This window comes from Flavobacterium piscis (assembly GCF_001686925.1).
GTDB lineage: Bacteria > Bacteroidota > Bacteroidia > Flavobacteriales > Flavobacteriaceae > Flavobacterium > Flavobacterium piscis.
On sequence record NZ_LVEN01000021.1, the window covers coordinates 14,459 to 36,044 of the forward strand.

At 33.4% G+C, this 21,586-nt stretch carries 20 protein-coding genes; 5 read left to right on the forward strand and 15 right to left on the reverse strand.

Features of this window, described 5'->3' with window-relative positions; all coding sequences use genetic code 11:
* Positions 1-10: 10 nt before the first annotated feature.
* The 7 genes from FLP_RS10090 to FLP_RS10120 all read right to left on the reverse strand — a co-directional run bounded on the left by FLP_RS10090 (position 11) and on the right by FLP_RS10120 (position 9,034).
* Complete coding sequence (locus FLP_RS10090; RefSeq protein ID WP_065449399.1) at positions 11-1,000, reverse strand: hydrogen peroxide-inducible genes activator; 990 nt, start codon at positions 998-1,000, stop codon at positions 11-13.
* A 2-nt stretch (positions 1,001-1,002) separates the two neighbouring features.
* Entirely contained in the window at positions 1,003-1,656 is a 654-nt protein-coding gene (locus FLP_RS10095; protein ID WP_065449400.1) for a 4'-phosphopantetheinyl transferase family protein, read from the reverse strand.
* 102 nt (positions 1,657-1,758) lie between these two features.
* Positions 1,759-4,830, reverse strand: coding sequence for an amino acid adenylation domain-containing protein (locus FLP_RS10100; protein ID WP_065449401.1), 3,072 nt, complete (start codon positions 4,828-4,830; stop codon positions 1,759-1,761).
* A gap of 292 nt (positions 4,831-5,122) precedes the next feature.
* The gene (locus tag FLP_RS10105) at positions 5,123-5,932 is read right to left on the reverse strand and encodes a siderophore-interacting protein (RefSeq protein ID WP_065449402.1); all 810 of its coding nucleotides are present in this window, start codon (positions 5,930-5,932) and stop codon (positions 5,123-5,125) included.
* A 13-nt stretch (positions 5,933-5,945) separates the two neighbouring features.
* Positions 5,946-7,121 (reverse strand): MFS transporter, encoded by a 1,176-nt coding sequence (locus tag FLP_RS10110; RefSeq protein ID WP_065449403.1) that lies wholly within the window; start codon positions 7,119-7,121, stop codon positions 5,946-5,948.
* Positions 7,122-7,184: 63 nt separating this feature from the next.
* Complete coding sequence (locus FLP_RS10115; RefSeq protein ID WP_065449404.1) at positions 7,185-8,051, reverse strand: AraC family transcriptional regulator; 867 nt, start codon at positions 8,049-8,051, stop codon at positions 7,185-7,187.
* 164 nt (positions 8,052-8,215) lie between these two features.
* Positions 8,216-9,034, reverse strand: coding sequence for an alpha/beta hydrolase (locus tag FLP_RS10120; RefSeq protein WP_065449405.1), 819 nt, complete (start codon positions 9,032-9,034; stop codon positions 8,216-8,218).
* Between the two features lie 256 nt (positions 9,035-9,290).
* Here FLP_RS10120 and FLP_RS10125 point away from each other — a divergent pair, with 256 nt between their 5' ends.
* Both FLP_RS10125 and FLP_RS10130 read left to right on the forward strand, forming a co-directional pair.
* Positions 9,291-9,725, forward strand: coding sequence for an META domain-containing protein (locus FLP_RS10125; protein WP_065449406.1), 435 nt, complete (start codon positions 9,291-9,293; stop codon positions 9,723-9,725).
* A 323-nt stretch (positions 9,726-10,048) separates the two neighbouring features.
* Entirely contained in the window at positions 10,049-11,164 is a 1,116-nt protein-coding gene (locus tag FLP_RS10130; RefSeq protein WP_065449407.1) for a PepSY-associated TM helix domain-containing protein, read from the forward strand.
* Between the two features lie 382 nt (positions 11,165-11,546).
* Here FLP_RS10130 and FLP_RS10135 read toward each other — a convergent pair whose 3' ends face one another.
* The 3 genes from FLP_RS10135 to FLP_RS10145 all read right to left on the reverse strand — a co-directional run bounded on the left by FLP_RS10135 (position 11,547) and on the right by FLP_RS10145 (position 14,657).
* Positions 11,547-12,773, reverse strand: a complete 1,227-nt coding sequence (locus FLP_RS10135) for an MFS transporter (protein WP_065449408.1) — start codon at positions 12,771-12,773, stop codon at positions 11,547-11,549.
* A gap of 58 nt (positions 12,774-12,831) precedes the next feature.
* Positions 12,832-13,413: a TetR/AcrR family transcriptional regulator gene (locus tag FLP_RS10140; protein WP_065449409.1), complete on the reverse strand. Its 582-nt coding sequence runs from the start codon at positions 13,411-13,413 to the stop codon at positions 12,832-12,834.
* 248 nt (positions 13,414-13,661) lie between these two features.
* Positions 13,662-14,657, reverse strand: a complete 996-nt coding sequence (locus FLP_RS10145) for an SLAC1 family transporter (protein WP_065449410.1) — start codon at positions 14,655-14,657, stop codon at positions 13,662-13,664.
* Between the two features lie 93 nt (positions 14,658-14,750).
* On the opposite strand from FLP_RS10145, the gene FLP_RS10150 reads away from it, so the two are divergent.
* The 3 genes from FLP_RS10150 (at position 14,751) to FLP_RS10160 (ending at position 17,112) form a co-directional block, all read left to right on the forward strand.
* Entirely contained in the window at positions 14,751-15,590 is an 840-nt protein-coding gene (locus tag FLP_RS10150) for an AraC family transcriptional regulator (RefSeq protein WP_065449411.1), read from the forward strand.
* 201 nt (positions 15,591-15,791) lie between these two features.
* The gene (locus FLP_RS10155) at positions 15,792-16,181 is read left to right on the forward strand and encodes a DoxX family protein (protein ID WP_065449418.1); all 390 of its coding nucleotides are present in this window, start codon (positions 15,792-15,794) and stop codon (positions 16,179-16,181) included.
* A gap of 130 nt (positions 16,182-16,311) precedes the next feature.
* Positions 16,312-17,112: a DUF1223 domain-containing protein gene (locus tag FLP_RS10160; protein ID WP_065449412.1), complete on the forward strand. Its 801-nt coding sequence runs from the start codon at positions 16,312-16,314 to the stop codon at positions 17,110-17,112.
* A 144-nt stretch (positions 17,113-17,256) separates the two neighbouring features.
* Here the strand turns inward: FLP_RS10160 and FLP_RS10165 are convergent, their stop codons facing one another.
* The 5 genes from FLP_RS10165 to FLP_RS10185 all read right to left on the reverse strand — a co-directional run bounded on the left by FLP_RS10165 (position 17,257) and on the right by FLP_RS10185 (position 21,491).
* Positions 17,257-18,024 (reverse strand): LytR/AlgR family response regulator transcription factor, encoded by a 768-nt coding sequence (locus tag FLP_RS10165; protein ID WP_065449413.1) that lies wholly within the window; start codon positions 18,022-18,024, stop codon positions 17,257-17,259.
* Positions 18,005-19,021: a sensor histidine kinase gene (locus FLP_RS10170; protein ID WP_065449414.1), complete on the reverse strand. Its 1,017-nt coding sequence runs from the start codon at positions 19,019-19,021 to the stop codon at positions 18,005-18,007. Before FLP_RS10170 ends, FLP_RS10165 begins: the two co-directional genes overlap by 20 nt.
* Before the next feature lie 411 nt (positions 19,022-19,432).
* Positions 19,433-19,837 carry a hypothetical protein gene (locus tag FLP_RS10175; RefSeq protein ID WP_065449415.1) on the reverse strand — a complete coding sequence of 135 codons (405 nt, stop codon included), beginning with the start codon at positions 19,835-19,837 and terminating at the stop codon, positions 19,433-19,435.
* Positions 19,838-20,245: 408 nt separating this feature from the next.
* Positions 20,246-21,016, reverse strand: a complete 771-nt coding sequence (locus FLP_RS10180; RefSeq protein ID WP_065449416.1) for a DUF1223 domain-containing protein — start codon at positions 21,014-21,016, stop codon at positions 20,246-20,248.
* 64 nt (positions 21,017-21,080) lie between these two features.
* Positions 21,081-21,491 carry an organic hydroperoxide resistance protein gene (locus FLP_RS10185; RefSeq protein ID WP_065449417.1) on the reverse strand — a complete coding sequence of 137 codons (411 nt, stop codon included), beginning with the start codon at positions 21,489-21,491 and terminating at the stop codon, positions 21,081-21,083.
* Between the last annotated feature and the right edge of the window lie 95 nt (positions 21,492-21,586).

Consider the following 21,586-nt stretch of genomic DNA (forward strand, 5'->3'; position numbering starts at 1 on the left):
GAATTTATTTTTAAGCTTTTGAATGTGATTTTATATAATCACTAACTGATTTGGCAAAATAAGGCGAATCATTCCAGCGTATTTTTCGATAGGCAAAATCTTTTTTTAAGGAATCCGGAAGACAATTCCAGATTGCTTCATTCATTTTTTCGAGCAATAGTTTTTTCGAAAAGGAATCAGAAACCACCAAACTAATTTCCCTTACGGGTTTTGGTTCTTTGAAAGGTTTAAAAAGTCCCGAATTATTTTCGTTCAAAATAGAAAGTTCCGGTATAATCGCGAATCCTAATTGTGCGCGAACTAAATTTTTTAAGGTTTCGATTGAACTAATATCATACGTAAATTGCTCCTTTATTTTTCCCGGTGTTTTGATTCCGCAGATATCCAGCAATTGTGCATTGTAGCAAAACTCGCTATGAAGTAACAGCAATTCGGTTTTATCACCTTGCTGAAGTTCATAAAAATCATTATTAGCCATGGGGTGATGCTCGTTTAAATAGGCTACAAAAGGCTCTTTAAAAACAGGATGTTCAATTAAATTCGGGTTTCCGGTAGGCGTTGCCATCAAAACAACATCTAATGATCCCGTTTCCAGCTCTTTCATTAATTGTCCTGTATTGGCTTCTTTTATAATAAAGTGTACATTGGGAGTTGCATCTTTCATCGCTTTTATAAACAGCGGAATCAAATAAGGAGACAAAGTCGAAATTACTCCTACCCTAACTTCACCTTCAAGCAAGTTTTTTTCGTTTACCACAAAATCACGAATTTCATCGGCTTCGCGCAGGATCTTTTTTGCTTTGTTTATAATCTCAATTCCAAGAGTTGTAGGTGTTAACGGAACTTTATTTCGATCGAAAATTTTAATGCCAATTTCTTCTTCCAGATTTTTTAACTGAATGGTAAGTCCGGGTTGCGTAACCATACACACTTCGGCAGCTCTTGCAAAATGACGTTCTTCATCTAATGCTACAATATATTTTAATTGCTGTATGGTCATGATTATAAATTTATTTTATAAAGATAAACAAAATCTTCTTTTTGTTTATGATCTATTTTGTTAGCATATGAAAGAGTGCATTTGTATTCTGAGTCAATTTTAATTTCTTCCAGATAGAATGTACTCCCTTTAATCGTTGTCGTATTATCAATAATTTCAAAAGACTTCAACTCCATTTGGCCCCATCCAAAAACTTTTAAAACGGCTTCTTTTTGAGTCCAATAATCAAAGAAAGCTTCATATTTATTCATAGAAAGATTAATTTTGTTCCATTCCTCATCCAACATATAAGGCCTGAAATTATTAATATCAATTGGAGTTAGTTTTTCAATATCAATACCAATTTGAGTAGAATTACTTATAGCACAAATCGCAATTTCTCCTGAATGTGAAATACTAAAATAAACCGGATTATCTTTAAAAAACGGTTTGTTAGCTGTGTTATAAACTATATCTTTTTCTTCGATATTTATATTAAACTGTTCCCTGACACCTCTAAACAGCAAAATCCGTCCTAAAAGAGACAATTGTGCATCCTGCCATCTTTTGTGTTTTTTTATTTTTTGTATAAAATCAACAGAAAATTTTGACAGCTCATTTTTCAATAAATTTTCATGATTTTCTGCTGATAAATAAGCGTAGTAAATGTAGATCAAGCTTTCTTTGGAATTAGATTAATTAGCAAAAGAGAAAAACGAAAATTGAAAGGGACAATGCGAAAAGACACCATCCCTTTATAATTATAAAATTCTTAATTTTTATAAAACGCCCATAAATTCCAGATAAGGAGCCATGAGTTTTTTATCAAAAACAGGAGGTGTTAGATCAGCATCCTCTAAAAATTGCTTTGTATTGCTTCTGTCGTAATAATACGTGTTTTCATAAGCTTCTACCAATGATTTGCCTTCATGCACATCTTCTGTAAATAAACTAAGCAAAGGATAAATAGGCAAATTATTGTCGTATTTCCATTGATTGAGCCATTGATGATATTCCATACCTTCTAAATTTGTATTGAAATATTCATTCATTTTAGCACAAAAATCGGTAAGTGAAACATCATTTTCAGCCAATGGCGAGAGATGAAAATTTAATCCAACTGCTTCTTTCTTTTTACTAATGTGCATAATGGCTTTACACATGTAATCTACTGTAGTTAATTCGTCCTTAAGCCCCATTATCAGCGGAAATGATTTGAGTTCAACACAACTTCTGATAAGTGCTCCCCACCACTGATTCATTACAGTTGCTCCCGATTTACTGTGACATACTGCAAAACCTAATCTGAAATTGATAACAGGAAGTCCTTTTATCCTGGCTTTTTCAGTAATACTCTCCATTACCCACTTGCTTTTTATATACCCCAAGTCACGAGAAACTGCTGCCATATTTTGGTCTATCGAATCATCTTCGTACATCCATGTTTTTTTTGTAAAAGGCCTTCCCCAGCTAAAAACTCCCATAGAAGATAATAATACGAGAAACTTTATTTTTGTAGTAACGGCAAGATCTATAACATTATGTAAACCATCAATATTCGATTTTTTAATTAAGGGATAGGGCTGCACATAACTTACTGAACTTCCGGAATGATAAATAACTTCTATTTGGTGTGCAATAAAATGGTAAGCTTCATCATTCATTCCAAAACGAGGTAACGACAAATCTCCAACAACAGACACAATTCGATTGTCATAATTTGCAGACCAGGGTAATTTGAATTTTGTAAAAGTACTTTTAATGCGTTCTAATCCTTCTTCAGAAGATGATGCCCTTACTAAACAATATATTTTTGCAGCGGTATTTTGCAGCAATTCTTCTAATAAATGCGATCCTACGAAACCCGTAACTCCGGTTAAAAAAACATTTTTAGGATTGCTTAATATCTCAGAATCCGGCAATTCGTTTACACTGAAATCAATATGCAATTCTGAATCCTGAATTAACTCATTTACCATTATCTGAGCCTTGGTTTTTTGTGAAATTTCTGTTTCAAGCATGCGTTTTTCAACTTCCTTTACAAATCCCGAAATAGTGGTAAAAATATAGAGTTCCGGTAAGCTAATTCTATTTCTGACAGGTTCGGGAAGAAGCACATGAAGCTGGGCCAATAATAAAGAATGACCTCCGAGATTAAAAAAATCATCGTCGTCTTTAATATCTTCTATCGAAAGAAGTTCTTTCCAGATGTGTTTTACAATTTCGGTAAGATTATCTTCTTTCCATTTGGGCAGAGTAGTATTTTTAATCTTATTTTCGGGTATTTCCAACAGTGTTTTATCAATTTTTCCTGCATGTGTCAGGGGCATTTTATCGACAATAACAATTTTATCAGGAAGCATATACAGCGGCATTAATTGTTGTAATTTGGCTTTGATACTTTTTAATGATTTTGCTTCATCCTCCTGAATTTCTAAAAGTTGAATAAAAGCAATAAGTACTGGCAAGCCATTTTCTTTCCTTTGCACTTTAACTGCTGTCTGAGAAATCTGAGGCAATTTTGCCATATTATATTCAATTTCTGCAAGTTCTATTCGATAGCCTCTTATTTTTACCTGATCGTCTTTTCTTCCATAAAATTCCAGATTCCCATCAGATCTTTCAAGCACCATATCTCCGGTTTTATAGATAAATCTATGATCTTTTATTTGATTTAAAAGCCAGTCCGGTGCCTCGATAAAAGCTTTTTTAGTATCCTCCGGTCTATTTAAATAGCCTAGTGCCAATTGAGAACCTCCAATATAAAGTTCCCCAACACTTCCTTTTGTTACTGGTTTAAGATTTTCGTCTAATACTAATAAATGTACATCAGGCATAGCGGCTCCTATAATTCTGGGATTTGCTTCTTCCTTAAACTCATAATTACTAACCGCAACAGTGGCTTCTGTTGGTCCATAACTATTAATAAGCCGGATTTTTTTATACCACGATTTTACCGTGCTTTCGCTACACGCTTCACCTCCAATCGCAATGGTTTTAAGATTTCCTATAGGTTTATTTAAAGGAAGGGATGAAAGTACCATTGGAGGCATTAAAGGCACAGTATCGATATTGTTGGCGACAATAAAATCTAAAAGTGGTTCGCCAACAATTTTATTATTAGGATATAAATATATTGTAGCCCCTTTAATCAAAGGTGTCCAGATGTCTATTACGGCAGCATCAAAACTGGGAGAAGCAAATTGCAGGGTAATACTCTCAAGTGACAGACCTAAAACTTCTGCCTGCACTTGTACAAAATTATAAAAGGACTCATGCCCTATAATAACGCCTTTTGGTATTCCGGTACTTCCGGAAGTATAAATAATGTAAGCCGGATTTTGAGAAGAAATTTCGATTGAAAGATTATCGTTTGTGATCGTTTTATAACTTTCGTCCTGAACTAAAGAATTTAATATTATATTTTTAATTTGATCATTGCCCGACTTCTCTAAATAATCCCGAACCGTTAATAAAAGATCAATGTCTGAATCGCTAATCATCAACTGTATTCGGGCTTGCGGTAATTCGCCATCGATAGGTAAATAAGCAGCACCTGTTTTTAAAATCGCTAAAAAAGCAATAACACGATCTACGGATTGCGGAAGACAGACTCCAACTTTTCCTCCTGGTTTAATACCGTTATTTTGTAAATAGCGCGCCAGCCTATTGGCTCTTTCATTTAGCTCTTTGTAAGTGATTTTCTCCAGATCATCAATAAGAGCTGTTTTTTCAGGATTTTGCTTTGCGATTTGCTCAAGTTGTTTCACAATATCTCCAGCATTTTGAAACTCGTTTTTCAAAAAATCGAATGATTTTTTATCACTGTTTGCATTTGTTTCTTTTTTCATGGGTTTAATTTTTACATTAGAATTCAGAATTATAAAAACCTAAAAAACAATTAGTTATCTTTAAACTTTAAAAATCAAACATAAAATTAGCTAAAAAAATACTTACATTTTATTATAAAATCATAAAATTTTTAATACGAAATTGTAAATTGAAATATTCTAAAAATGTAAAATCAACAAACTTTACAAACAGCATTTAGTTCACCAAAAAAATAATAAGACCGTATTAAATAAAAAAAGACCTAAAGAAAAAATGTTTAGGTCCTTTTTACATATTTGATTGATTACAAATTTAATCCAGTTTTTCCTCTCTGCGTTCTGTGTTAGATTCGTTTTCGGTTTTTCCTGCTTTCCAGTAAGCCGATGCATTATATTCACTTCTGTCCCAGTCTTTTTCTTCTTTAAAATAACTTCTTAAAGCTTTTACCGTATTATATTCTGCTGCTATAAAGGCAAATCTTTTTGTTGTTTTGTCCGGAAGCGGGATTTTCTTTATCCATTTTGCAAGCTCACTTCCATTTTCAGGATGTTTATTATACACCCATTCTACACTGACATTGGCTTGGGAAACGAAATCAATTTTATCCTTTTTTCCGTATACTTCCAATACTGCTTTTACCACACTATCTTTTGGAAGCTGTTCTAAGATACTTCCAATGACCGGAAGCGCAGTTGCATCTCCTATCAAAAGATATTCATCAGCCGGAGGAACCAAATCTCTTACACTATCTTTCATTGCAATACCCAAAATGTCTCCTGCTTCTGCTTTTTGTGCCCAGGCAGATGCAGGGCCATTATCGCCATGCGCGACAAAATCAATACTTAATTCTCTTTTTTCAAGATTGATATTTCTGGTGGTGTAGGTTCTCATTACAGGCAAAAGTTCCTTTACAGCACTACTCTCTTTATTTGTAAAGTAAATAACATTCATTCTCTTAGGCGGAATATATATTTTGTTATTTGATCCTGGCTTTACATTAGCCAGCAAATCTAATTGTTCATTGTTTATGTCAAAAACTACACGAATATAATGTGGCGTTTTAAAGAACTTATGCTTTACCGTAAACACAGAACGAATGATTTTTTTTTGATAATTTTCCATAATTATTTTTCAATTATTCCCGTTTCAATAACAGAGTTCCTAAAGCAAGCAAACAGCTGATACTTCCAAATAAATAGATATCCTGATAACTAAACCAGCCTGCAATTAATCCTGCCAAAGGTCCTGCTAATCCAAGAGACAGATCAAAAAATGCGGCATAAGCTCCTAAGGCAGTTCCGCGCATTTGAGGTTTTACTTTTTTGATTGCTAATACGCCTAAAGAAGGAAATACAAGCGAAAAACCAATTCCGGTTAGAGCACAGCCTATCAAAGCCATTTCTTTGGTAAAAGAAGTATAAATAAGAAATTGGCCTATAACTTCGATAACCAAAGAAACCACTGCTACTTTATAACCGCCGTACTTGTCCGGATAAGAAGCAAAAAAGACTCTGGTCAGGATATAGGATAATCCGAAAATCATAAAGGCTAAAGAAGCGTCACCCCAGTTTTTCTCTGTAAAAAACAAAGCAATAAAAGAAGCAATACAGCCAAATGCCATAGAAGAAAAAGCGAGTGTTAATCCCTGTTTTGCGATGGTTCCTACTACTTTATAAAACGGAGTTCTGATATGTTCTTTGTCTACCGGAATGGCAGGCAGTTTAATCGTCGAAATCCAGCTTGCAAGTGGTAAAATCATAATCATCGCTAAAGCGTATACTACACCAAAATCTTTAGCCATCCAAATACTTAACGGCGCTCCAACAGCGATCCCTCCATACATTGCGATTCCGTTCCAGGTCATTACTTTGCCTGATTTTTCATGTCCAACTAACCCAATTCCCCATGTTAAAGCACCAATAACCAGCAAACTTTCAGCAATGCCATGAACAATTCTTGCGAGTAAAAGAAATAATAATGCTACCAAAGGATGTGAAGCAAATGAAGCTGAAAGTACATAAATTACTCCGGCTGCCATTACCAAAATTATTCCGCCCAATTTAGACCTTTTAGCTCCTTTTGTATCGGTAATTTTTCCGAAATAAGCGCGGGTTAAAAGAGTCGTTAGCGGCTGTAAACCAATTACCAAACCAACAATCAAACTATTAAATTTTAAATCATTTTGTACAAATCCCGGCACGATTCCTAATGTGAGACCTATCGTGAGGTAAATAGCAAATACCGATAAAATAATGGGTATAGTAGCTTTGTAAAAATCAATTGTTTGTCCTTTTTGTAAAATGTTACTCATGTTTTTTTGTTTAAAATTATGAGTACAAAGGAATGGGCTTTATCAGAAAACGGAAATGGCTAACTAAGAGTTTTGATTGGACAAATCGCAGTAATTCTTTCTAAACTCTAAAGGTGTAATGCCTTCGTTCTTTTTGAAAAACCGGGAGAAATAAGTATGATCTTCGTATTGCAATGCAAAAGCAATTTGTTTAGTATTAAGTTGGGTATAAAAAAGCAATCGTTTGGCTTCCAGTAAAATTTCATGTTGTATCCAGTAACTGGAGGCACATCCTGTTTGTTCCTTTACCATTTCGTTTAAATAAGGTACCGAAATATGCAACAAAGCAGCGTAATCTTTGGGTCTTTTTAATTTTAAAAAATGCTGCTGAACCAATTGCCTAAACTGAAAAGTAAGCTCTGTTTTTCTATCTATTCCCTTTTTAATATAGTTCTCGTTTTTAGAAAATTCCAAAACTATCATTCCCATCAAACTATCGGCAAGGGAACGAATAATGTTTTTTTGAATATCTCCCACCGCTTCAGATACCTGATTAAATAATAATTGTGCAATATTAAATACAACCACATTTTGAATGGGCACAACCTGAGAAATGTTCTGATTCGAATCAAAAATCCTGCGATACGTATTTTGCAAATAAGATGGATTTAAAAAGATAAAATGTCCTTTTGAATCTACTTGTCTCGTATAATAATGTACCTGACCCGGAGCAATAAAAAACAATGACTGATCCTTTATCTGATGGTTTTTAAAATCAATCATCAATTCTATCAGCCCTTTTTCCTGAATATAAAAAACATAATGATCGTCTCTATGTGCTTTCGTCAAATGCCCATTAAAATCAACGTTATTATCCACTACTTCTCTCACTTCGAGACCAAGAGTATCTAATTCTTTTGTATGAAGTTCTATATTCGGTTTCTTATTCAATAGTTCTTTTTTAAGCTTCTGTCGCAGGTAATATTCAATTATTCTCCAAATTTAATAAAGATTATTTGAGATGCAGAAGAACCCATTTATATAATTGCTTTTCATTGTTTCAAAATAAAAAAACCGGCTCATTAGATGAACAGGTATTCGATGTTTTTAATTTCTTATTTTGCAGTATTAAAATAATTTTCAAACAAAGCCAATTGGTTTGCCAAAGATTTGTTCCAATATTTTGGATCATGTCCACCTGAAGATTCCATATAGAGATGTTCTATTTTTTCATTTGTTAAAAGATGATGAAAATCGCGGTTCATATCGATCATTTGCTGATCCTCAGTACCACAATCCAAAATATAAAACTGATTTGCCGAAGACATTTGCCTGGTTTTCTCAAACGTAAAATACTTTTTGGGTAAACTTTTAAAATCTCCTAAAACTTTATCTACCTGATAATTATGAAAGTTTTCTCCAAAACGGTTAAAATCCAGCGCTCCGCAAGAACTCCCAACAATACCAAAAGTATCCGAATAAAATATTCCAATATTTAATGCACCATATCCGCCCATACTCCAACCCAGAATTCCCCTAAACTGTCGGTCCTTTAACGTTGGATAATTTGCATCAATATAATCGACTAATTCTTTCCCTATAAAAGTTTGATATTGCGACGATTTATCTACAGGACTATCAACGTACCAACTATTAAAATTACCATTTGCCAAAACATATATCGTATTATAATTTTGAGATTTTCCTGCCAGATCAGGAATATCCTGTTTGTAAGTTCTATCAGGATTTCCGCTGTAACCGTGCAGTATATAAACGGTTTTATAGGTTTTTCCTTTTATCAATTTTGGAGTAATAATAACCGTTTCGATCTCCTTATTCATTTTTTTGCTCCATATTTTTTTATGAATAATTTGTTGTGCCGAGATGGATAATGATACAGCTAAAAATGCCAGAGTGGTCAATAATGTTTTCATCTTTTTTATTTTTAATGATGAAACAAAATTCAGCCATATAAAATACAAAAACATTTACATGTGTTGAGAAATCACAACTTTATTTAGGTATGTGTACGAGCAAACTGTTATTGTAATAACCTATTATCCCTTAACAATATGACACAGTACTTTTTTTAATCGTCTTTGTTTGAAAAATCAGAATCTAAAAATAAGTCAGATTTATAGGTTGAATTCTGGTAAAAATCTTTAAATTTATGTTCAAAAATCTTATTTTATGAAAAATTACGTACTAGTATTCGTCGCTATTTTAGCCTTATTTTTTAATTCTTGTACCTCGATGAAAGACACTTCAAAAACTGCCGATCTTTATAATACAACCTGGGAACTCGAGTATATTTCAGGACCGCGTATTGCTTTTGAAGGTTTATTTCCGGATAAAAAACCGTTTATTAAATTTGATGAAGCTACTAAGCAAGTTTCAGGAAATGCAGGTTGCAATGGTTACAGCGCTCCATTTACATTAAAAGGAAAATCACTTACTTTTGGAGAGCAAGGTCCGGCAACTTTAATGTACTGCGAAGGTGGCGGAGAGCAGGTTTTTACAAAAACCATTAAGGAAATTGATAGTTATGCTATTGATAAAGATGGCAAACTGAATTTAATTATGAAAGATATCCCAATGATGCGATTCAAAAAAGTAACTAAATAATTTTCATTGTTTTACTAAAGTAATTACTAAATAAACTCTAAATCCCTCGGTTTTAAAACCTGAGGGATTTTTTTATGGATATCAAAACTCAAAAAAACGTAACGTTTATTCCCTAATTGAATTCTCATTTTGTATTAAAAAACACTAAAAATCTGATTGTTGTATTTTAAATAAAAAAAGAAATAATTTTTATGCAACATAGTATATATTGGGTCTAAATAAGTATAAATTTGTGCGAGAATTTAGAATTAGAAACCAATTCGACGCACCGTTAATAAAATTTGCCAATCAATTCTATTAGACTGATTAGTAAAACAGCATATATGAAAAAAGGATTTAAAAAAAACATTGGACTCTTGCATTTATGGCTAGGTCTTGGATCTGGTTTGATTGTTTTTATTGCTGCATTAACAGGCAGTATTTTAGTTTTTGAGAAGGAAATTGACAAAGCAATACATCCTGAATATTATACTGTTACTGCAATAGGAACTACTAAAAAAACAATTGACTATTGCACGGATATTCTGGAGAAACAATATTCGATAAAAAAAATCACACGTATATATACCTATAATGATCCATCGCGTACGATGCAAATTTTAGGAAAAGACTCAGATAAAAAAGCCCTATTTTTCTCTATTGATCCGTACACCGGAAAAGTTTTGGCGACAACTCCACAGGAAAAAAGGTTTTTTGTTTTTGTTTTAAAAATACACCGACAATTATTACTGGGAGAAACCGGCAAAATAATCATGGGAACTTCTTGCCTAATATTTGTTTTTATGCTTATTTCCGGATTAGTTTTATGGTGGCCAAAGAAAATAAAAAACCTAAAACAAAGATTAACGGTAAAATGGAACGCGTCTTTTAAAAGAGTCAATTGGGATTTCCATTCCACTTTTGGATTTTACAGTTTTCTAATTTTATTACTTATCTCACTAACCGGATTAAATTTTGCTTTTAGCTGGTTTCAAAACGGAGTTTATTTTGTGGCTGATGGAACGACAAAAAAACCTTCTGCAAAAGTAAAAAACCCAACAAAAACAGATCCTAAACTGAATCACACGGCTTTTTACCAAAGCATTTACAATAAGGCAGACAGCATTTTTCCGTATACCGGAAACATTCAAATCAGAATGCCGGTTGATACCATTAATAGTATTTTGGTTTTAAAAGAATATTCAGAAAAAACAATACCCAATCAATCCAGTGCCGCTTATTTTGACAAATACACAGCCGAAGAAATTGAAGCAAGACCTTATGAGAATTTTTCGAACGGAGATAAAATAAGACGCTTGAACTACCCTATTCATACAGGAAGTATTTACGGTTTACCCACCAAAATATTGGCGTTTTTAGTTTCTCTTTTCGCTTTAACGTTACCTATTACAGGATTATTAATCTGGTTAGGGAAAAAGAAGAAAACAGCGAAATCTTAATTTTTATATTTGTTTTATTATATTTAAAATTTGCCTTTAAAAACAAAATGTTGATAAATACTAAACACAACGAATGATTATTACGTACCTACGGCACGTTGTTATTTCATTTCTATTTATTTTCTACCAACATTTTGTGCCTAACGGGACTATTTACAAGCTTAAATACTTGAATAATGGAATTTGTATCAATATAATTCAAGATGAAAATGTGCCTTTAGGCACAAAATGTTGGTAGAACATATAATTTCAAGTTCGCTAGCGTGCCGTAGGTACGCAACAAAAAAGGATTTGAAGCTTTTTACTATTAAGCTTTAAATCCTTTTTAATACAATTCAATATTCCGAATCTAAATTAAGCGGAATTAGGTTTGTTGCAATATTTATTTTATTCCAGTCATTTTAACAGGAACAGCTGCCAAATTCTGTACTCTGTATCTGTTGAAAATTATGAAAACAATCACCACAATAAAGATTAGCGAAATATTAGCGAATCCTAATAGCAACTGGCTTTTCACGGCATATAAATTGACAAATCCGTAACTGAATAAAGAGCTTAACATATAAGTTCCTCCGCCTGTAAGTCCGCTGGCTACTCCGGCATTTTTAGAAAATCGACTTAAACAATAGCCGTAAATATTGTTAAAGATAAATCCACCACAAACGTTGATTCCCATTGTAAAACCAATTAGTGTATAAATATTGCTGGTAACAGAAGCGGTAGAAATCATCAACAATACCAAAATCACTTGTACGGTAACTGCTATAGTGACTTTTTTAGCCAAAGGTTTATGAATAAGCGATTTGGCAATAATGCCCCCTGTCATAACCGCTAAACCAGACAATAAAGAACTATAACCGGTTGTAATGGCCGAATATCCCAATACACGTTCTACAATAAATGGACTTGATAAACTATACACGACAACAAGCCCAAAACAAATTGCCAGAATTAAAACGCCCAAAGTAAAATCGCCGGATTTTAGCATTCCTGAATAGGTTTCTGCAATGTTTTTTAATTTAAAAGGATGAAAATATTTTAGAGATTCTCCGCTATATAAAAGTTCTAAAACCAGAAAAAGTAAAGATAATCCGCCAAGAAAATAAAAGTTAGATCTCCAGCCAAAACTATGTTCTAAATATCCGCCAAGAAACGGCGCCATAATAGGCGCACAAGCCCAAATGATCGAAAACAAACTGATATAACTCTTTAGCTTTTCGCCCGAATAAAGGTCGACGAAATAAGCTCGTTTGGCTATGACGATAAAGGCAATTGCGATTCCCTGAATGATTCGCATGGCATAAATCACATAAATATCAGGTACTAACGCAATCACAAAACTTGTGGCGGAAAATACGGCAAGTGACGCAATATTAATTTTAAAGCGTCCGAAACTGTCTAATATACTTCCTATAAAAATTTGGCTTACGCCGAGGCTAAACATAAAGAAGACTAACGAAAGCTGAATGGCTCCAGCTGAAACGTGTAAATCTTTTGCCATAGCAGGAAGTGAAGGCAAATAAATATCTGTGGCAAAACCTGATAACGGAATAAGGGACAGGGCTAATAAGGTACTAAAGCCCTTATGATTTTCTTTTAAAGTTCTCATTTTTTTAAATTAATTAATATTAAATTAGACCGATCGGTCTAAAAAAGTTCAAAAAAAACTACAATACATAGTTTTCGAATTCGGTTTTAATGCTGTCTAGGATAATTTTCATCTGATCATCGTTACCTAAAATTTTTCTACATAAAATAGCGCCTTCAATCATGGCAAAAACTTTTATGCTAAAATGTTCCGGATTAATATCTGATGATAATTCTTTATTTTTTATTCCTTCTTCAGCAATAATAAAAAATCTGTTTTGAGCAGAACGAATGGCTTTTTTTACCTGTTCCTTCATAGCAGGATTGGTATCGTCAGCTTCTGTTCCAAAATTCAAAATCGGACAGCCATCGGCCGTATTGATGTCATTGGCATAGACATCCAATAAATTAAACAGTTTCTCTTTGGCCGATTTTCCTTCAGCTACAGCTGTATTCAATTTAGTAGACAATTGAGATCTGAGATAAAGAAATGATTCTTTGCAAATTTCTTCTTTGTTCTCAAAATTTCCGTAAATACCGCCTTTTGCCAGTTTGGTAGCTTCCATAATATCGCTCAATGAAGTTCCTGCCATCCCCTTTTTGTTGATTATAGGAGCCGATGCTTCGATAATAAATTGTCTGGTTCTTTCTGCTTTACTCATAGCTTTCTTATTTGAGGGAACAAATTTAGACCGTTCGGTCTTTATTTGCAAATGTTTTAACTTTTAATTTAATTATGAGATAGTTATCTGGTTTTTATTTTTGAGAAAATCGCCCGCGGATTGTACGGATCATGCGGGTTGTCGCTGATTTATTTTTAAAATTCTTTGTGTGATTAACTTTGTCAAAGTTTTAAACTTTGACAAAGTTGGTATTGAATGATAATTTAATTTAAAAACTGAAAAATCTTTTATTTCGGAAAATAATTGCCTTTCCATAACAGTTTCACAGATCCTATTGCAACTCCTAAAACCACGATATTCATTACACAAAAGATTATTATGGCCAATATAGAAACCGTAATATTAGTAGTTTTTAAAGCAAAAATCGAAAGTCCCTGCGATAAGGTGGCTATCCCAAAAGTGTACGCCCAATATCCGGGTGCAAAAGCTTGTTCTTTTAGCCATTTTAGGACAAAAGTTATGGCAACAAATACAAATAAAGCATATCCCATTAAACCATAAACAATTGGGATGCTTAAATTTTTTCCAGCCAAAACCTGATAGGCTACGAATAAAATTACCGCTGGTGCCATATAAATTCCCATAAAGTTTCTGGTTTTGGCTCCAAGTCCGCCAATCGTTAATTGCTGTGTAATAACAGAATCCATAATGAGCCAGGAAATAGTTCCAATGCCCAAAAGTACATAGCCGTAATTGGTATATCCCAATAATCCCGCTACAAGTGCATTAACCAAAATGCTGGCGGTAAAAGTCAGGAATAAAGAAGGCGTTGTCTGTTCGGTTTGACGTTCTTGTGTCCATAAGCATGAAAGTTTATAAGCTCCGTAAATAAGATTTAAAATTGAACCTATCCAAAACAATGAAATAGCAATTGACAAACTATAAATGTGAACTGCAATGGCCATCAATATGATAGATTCAGGAATTAAAGCCAGAAACGACGATTGTACCGGATCGTGGAATTCTGTTACCGCCAATTTTCTGTGCTGAATCCATTTGTTGCAGTAGAGCAAGAGCCACCATAAAAAAGAAACTATGGCTAATCCTTCCAGAACTTCGCCAATGTAAGAAGGTAAATTCCATAGTGAAGTGCCATTTCTCCAGGCGTTTCCTGTTTCTGCCAATCCTAAAGTCATGGCAAAAAAGGATGCGGGCGCAATGGGTAATGTAATCTTTTGTTTTTGAAGTTGTTGTTGGGTGGTTTTGTCTGTGATTTTATCCATTATTAAAATATTTGATTTAACTTTGAGCAAAATTATACTGATTTAAACGTTTTATAATTGTAATATCATTCGTTAATTTAGTAATATGTTGTTATGATAAAAACCAATTTATATCTTCCGTACGAAGTTGTTTTTAAAGAAATAAACGAATCCCTGCATACCGAAGTAGGCAACAATTTCTTTGAATTGCTTTATATTGTTTCCGGAACCGGAGTACAAACCATCAACGAAAATCGATTATCCTATGAACCGGGACATCTTTTTTTGATCACGCCTCAGGATACTCATTCTTTGGAAATTAAAAGTCCAACAACTATTTTTCAGCTGCGTTTTACGGATATCTACATTAAAAACGGACCTTTTACATCCAATAATCTTTATAAACTCGAATACATATTACAGCATGCCCATCATCAGCCGGGCTGTATTTTAAAAAGAATTACCGACAAAAATCTGGTGCATCCTGTTATCGAAGCCATCAGGCATGAATATCACAATCCCACTTTATACAATACAGAACTGATTCAGTTACTAATCAATACACTTATTGTTATTATTGCCCGAAATATCTCTGAATATCTTCCGGAAAACATCAACAAACAATCTGACGGAAAAACGCATCATCTTCTTGAATACATTCAGACTCACATTTATGAACCTGAAAAACTGAGTGTAACGGTTATGAGCCAAAAATTTGGAATTTCAGAAACGTATCTCGGCAGGTATTTTAAGAAACAAGCCAGTGAAACGCTACAGGATTACATCTCAAAATACCGAATAAAACTGGTCGAAAACCGATTGCTTTATAGTGATTTGCGTGTGGGTGAAATTGCAAACGAATTGGGTTTTAATGATGAAAGCCATCTCAATAAAATCTTCAAAAAACATAGAGGTACTACTCCCTCTGCGTTTAGAAAAAATCAGGTGAATTAACTTGATTCTAATCATCATGTTTTAATGGGATTATGAATCCTTATTTCTAAATTTTCTTTAATACTAAGACTTCGAAATTATATCAGCTTATAGATTGTCTGTTTCAAAGTTTAAATTGTCTGTTTCAACATTATTTCAATTTTAAATTGATGGCTTATGGCGCAAATTTGTCCTATAAATCAACTTAAAAAAATAGAAATCATGAGTACAAAAACAACAAAAATTATTTACTGGACAGGAATCATTTTAACTTCTTTATGGTTTGGAGCAAGCGGCTTCTTTGAACTAACTACAAATCCTATTGTCTGGGGCATCACACAACAATTGGGTTATCCCGAACATTTTATTTATTTACTTGGCGTAATGAAAGTTGGCGGAGTAATTACCTTATTAATCCCAAACAAATTACTACGATTGAAAGAATGGGTATTTGCCGGAGTATTTTTTGATATTACTTTCGCTTTCTTTTCAAAACTTGCCGTTTTAGGTTTTCCCGCGACTACTGATGCTATTATTGCTTTTATAATGGTGAGTGTGACTTATATTATGTTTAGAAAATTGTATACAGCAACTTATACGTTACCCAATTAAGCTTTAAAGTTTTTCTGTTTTAATCTCAAAATTCCGATAGCTATCGGGAGCTAAGTTTCAAAGTTTTTCAACTAGAAACCTTGCTCCCGAAGTCTCGGGATTACTTTTTACAATCACTCAAATAAACCATATGAAAAATACACTCTTAATAACCGCCCTGATTGCGCTTTCCGTACTTTTTTCTCTAAACTGTTTCATGTTTCCTGATAGTTACGAAGAACTATCAGGAAAGTTAAAATCAGAGAAAATCGAAATACAAACTTCTAATAATAAAGGATTTGCTGTTGTAGAACTTTTTACTTCCGAAGGTTGTTCGAGCTGCCCTCCTGCAGATGAGTTGATGGCGAAACTACAAATCGAAAACAAAGATAAAAACATTTATTTCCTGACGTACCATGTTGATTATTGGGATCGTTTGGGCTGGAAAGATCAATTCAGTTCAAACGAATTTACCGTTCGTCAGCAACAATATCAAAAATGGCTGAATCTTTATGTCATGTACACACCTCAATTTATCATCAACGGAATGACCGAATTTGCAGGTTATAATGAGACTACACTTTCTAAAAAGATTTCTGATGCTTTGGCAATGCGACAAACTTCAAATCTGGAACTTAGTGCTCGTTCTGAGAAAGATTCTTTAGCAATTCATTTTAAAACTGATGTATTAAAGCAAAATACCAATTTGTTTATTGCCATAATTCAAAAAGAAGCCATTTCGAAAGTGGCACGTGGCGAAAATAAAGGAAATACTTTGCATCACATTCAGATTGTGAGACAGCTTAAAAGTTTTGTTTTAAATGAAAAAGAAGGAAATATTGTAATTGAAAAACCTGCAAATTTCAACACCAAAGACTGGGAATTAATAGGTTTTATTCAAAATACTTCGACTGGAAAAATTTCCGCTACAGCGAAAGTTAACTTGAAATAGGGATTGCCCACGGATTGCACGGATTTAAATAGATATTCACTGATCTATTTTTATGATCAGTGAATATTTTTTTGCCACAGATTACACAAATTAAAAACATTAATCACTTTAATCTGTGTAATCTGTGGCATTTTAAATCATAGATTATCTATTCTCTAACCAACTCAAAAATGCAGTGGCTTTATCTTTACCAACCAGTAATTTTTCTTCTGTTGGAATAGTTAACTTGAGGTTTAACTTACGTGAAAAATAATGTTCTGCTTCTCTAATGGCAGAAAAGTTAACCAAATATTGTCTGTTAGTTCTAAAGAATTGCGTTGGCGATAAAAGCTTATGAACCTCATCAAGAGATTGTGTAATTTGGTACTCGGCCTTATCGAAAGTCATAATCGTTGGCGTTTCGTTTTTAATATAAAAAAACGCAATATTCTCTGTAAGAACGGTTTGATATTTATTGTTTTTAAAAACCAAAAAACTACTCTTCCCAGTATTCTCGCCTGTTCTGGTTAATAAGTACTCAAAATCAGGCATTGCTTTTTTATTTCTTTGAAAGAAATTCTTTAATTCTCCTGCTTTCTTAATCGCCTGAGCAATGCTTTCTCTTGAGAATGGTTTCAATACATAATCAATTCCGTTTGATTTGAATGCTTCAATCGCATAATCATCAAATGCCGTACAGAAAATTACAGGCGATAAAACTTCGACATTTTTAAAAATTTCAAAACACAATCCGTCAGCCAGTTGAATATCCATAAAAATAAGATCAGGCTGATCGTTGTCTGATAAATAACTCACAGCACCGTCTATACTTTGAATGTACGACAAAATTTGAGCATCTGGCCTGATACTCAATATAAGCTGGCCAAGTGCTTTGGCCGTTTTTACTTCATCTTCAATTATTACGATAGTCATAAATCATGGGTATTTTTACTTTAAAAGTAGTTTCGTTTTTGTCAATTTCAATTTCTTTGTGAATCAAATGCGAAAACCGCTGATTGATATTATCCAGTCCGACTCCGGTAGATAATACGCCTCTTTTTAGCTGAATCTGATTTTCGATCACCAGGAAATCTCCTTCGGTATATAATTTAATGTGTAAAGGTTTATCTAATGAAACCACATTGTGTTTGATGCAGTTTTCTATTAATAATTGCAACGTAAAAGGCGGAACAGCAGCATCATATTGTCTTTGATCTACTTTATTTTCTAAAACAAATCCGTCTTCGAAACGGGCTTTTAAGAGATAAACATACGAATCCAAAATCTGAAGTTCTTCTCGTAAGGGAATCAAATCCAGTTTCCTGCTTTCAAGCGTAAAACGATAAAAATCTGATAATTTCAGGATAAAATCAGAACTCTGTGGATCCTGAATATCAACCATCGATTTTAAAGTATTCAGACTATTAAACAAAAAATGTGGATTGACCTGTTGTTTTAAAAGTTCATACTGTGCGCCCAGATTAACGGCTTTAGTACGTTCTAACTCTACGCCCATTTGTTGGGTTTGAAAATTTTGAAAAAGCAAATGCAAGAACATATACACAATCAAATTGATTAAAACCCCACGCAACTCAAACATTATGGGAGCGTCCATTTTTGATATTTGAAAAAGTTCCTGATGTCCGATTACCAAAATCACCATTACCACAATCCCCATGACAACACTCAGTAAAAGTTTCCAGTTGAACAAACTTTGATGGGTGCGCTGCGAGGAAAATTTGGGTAAACTGTACATGTTATAATACCATATAAAAACAGAAAACAACAACGTAATCGAAGAGTTTATAATGATGTCTCCGGGTGTCGAATCTCCATCAAATAATTTGGGTATCGAAGCAAGAATTGCGAGTGCTATAGAACTTCCCCAAATGACTTTAGTGGAAACCTCAAAGCGTTTTACTTTTTCCATATTTGTGTTTGTTTTTTTAGTCTTGCTTTTCAAAGATAATATATTTTAGAAGTATTCTATATCGAAAAATAGTGTCCTTATTATTTAGAAAACTATGCTTTTTTCTATTAATTTATATTAATCAAATACTTTATATAATACATTAAAAATATCTGATTTTAAATTAAATGAATTAGTAATTTTATTATTTAATATTTAAGTTTAAAGTTGCTCTGCGCATTTTTTGTCATTCCGAGGAACGAGAATCTTCGCAAGTAACTTCGCAATATAAAGTGCAATCTTTGTCGTGCTTCTAGTAGAGATTCCTTGTTCCCTAGAATGACAAAAATGACGGTTATAAATCCTAAAAACGGATTCTAATCCCTTAAAAAGGGTCGTAAATCAAAATTATAAAGGAGCATATTAGCAACCTTAAAAACTGTAAACCAACAAAGTATCGCTAAATAAAGCAGGCTCATCAAAAACTATTTTTTTCTCTGTAAATCCCATTAAAGGATTTCCAAAGAGATTTATTTTGTCTTTATCAACCACTTTAATCATCGCAAGATTATCGGCAGAAACACGATTATTTTCGTTTAAAACCGTATTCCACTTTTGACTGGACAATTCAGAACGAAGATCTTTTGAAAATTTATTTAGCATTGAAATACTGTCATTCTCATCCGTGATAGATTTATTAAATATAAATCCTTCAAATATTTGATTATTTTGAAAATGTATCACTTCATCTAAACTATTACTAGAATATTTTTGAGCATGAGATTCAACAGAAAAAAAGAAAAAAGAAACGGCTAAAAAAGAAAATATTGGTTTCATAATGATATTATTTAAGGGTTAAAAAGTGTTTTAATTTTAAACAAATTTATATTGTAACCCTTGAAACACGAAGTCAAAAAAAGGTCAAACGGACAACTTAAAACCTGAATTGGACAAGTCGCAATTTGAAGACGTTTATCTATTTTATTTTTGAATTGTAGTCTTTAAAATAATCGCGCAAAGACGCCAAGTCGCAAAGTTTTATTCTTTACTTATTTTTCTTTGCGCCTCTGCGTCTCTGCTCGAAATTAAATCTGCTTTGTGTAAAACAAAACCGGAAGAAATCTCCCGGCTGGTTTTTAATCAAATCAAGTATGTCGCTCCGATGGAGCTTTTATATACAGTAAATGCCTTTATTTTCTATAAATATGACGCTCCACTGGAGCTTCTTCGTAATTTTTTTCTTCTTTATAATAAAGGCTCCTGAAAAGCTGCTTTATTCGCACCTAAAATGATTCCGTCGTTTTTGTCCTGAACAAAACCTATTACTTCCCATTCATTCGTATTAAAGTCTTTTGGCAAATGAATAATAGCAATTCCGGATCTGTCTTTGTTTAAATTTACGGTATGCAAATGATGTACAATTTGATAGTGTGATAAAATACGATGGGCATTCTCCCCTCTTTTTACATTACTTTTGGCAGATTTTTGAACAACGGCAATCAATAACCGACTGTTTTTTGATGCTCCTTCTACAGTATAATTTACAGAAAGAGAATTATTAATTTCGCTTGCTTTTAATCTGAGATCAGCGACTGCGGGCTTAGACAATGCTGCTTTAATACCATTTCTCACAACTTTTTCCTGCGAGCCAATATAATCTGCTTTTCCGTTAACGATTAGTTGTGGCGTGTAGATTGGTTCTTTACCCAGGAATTTAGCATACTCGTATTGTCTTTGTGTATAATCAGGATTGCTAAAAATATCTTTCCAGCCTTGTTTGTCCCAATAGTCAACGTGATAAGCAAGAACGTATAAATTGCTGTCTTTGTACTCATTCTGAATTTTTCCCAGCAATTCATCCGCCGGAGGACAACTCGAGCAGCCTTCGGATGTAAACAATTCTAAAAGGGCAAAACCTTTCTGCTCTTTTTTATCTATAGCATTTTGTGCAGAAGAAGTCATTCCAATAAAAAGCATCAAAGTGATAAAAACGGGTATTAATTTTATTTTTTTCATGATTTCTGTTTTAAAGATTACTAATAAAAAACCTCTCCGGAAGAAGAGGTTTTCGTTTGACTGATTATATAATATTAATTGTCACATCAATATTTCCTCTTGTCGCTTTAGAATAAGGACAGGTTTGGTGCGCCATTGCTGTCAGTTCTTTTGCAACTTCAGGATCAATTCCCGGAAGGCTCACATTAAGACGTGCTTGTAAAGAATATTCTCCTTCTGTTACGCATAAATCTACTTCGGCGTCTACAGCAGTTGCTGCCGGAAGCTTAATTCCTAATTTCGAAGCTGCGATTCCCATTGCCCCAATAAAACAAGCCGACCATCCCGCTGCAAAAAGCTGCTCCGGATTTGTTCCCGGACGAGATGTTCCCGGTGAACTCAGTTTTATATTCAATTGATCATCTGAACTTTGAGATGCTCCTTCACGACCGCCTGTTGTGTGTGTTTTTCCTGTGTATAATACTTTTGTTTCCATGCTTTTTTAATTTTAGATTTTAGACTTAAGATTTTAGATTATTTGAAATTTTAAATTGAATGCTTTATGATTTAACCGCAAAGATTCTGTGTTGA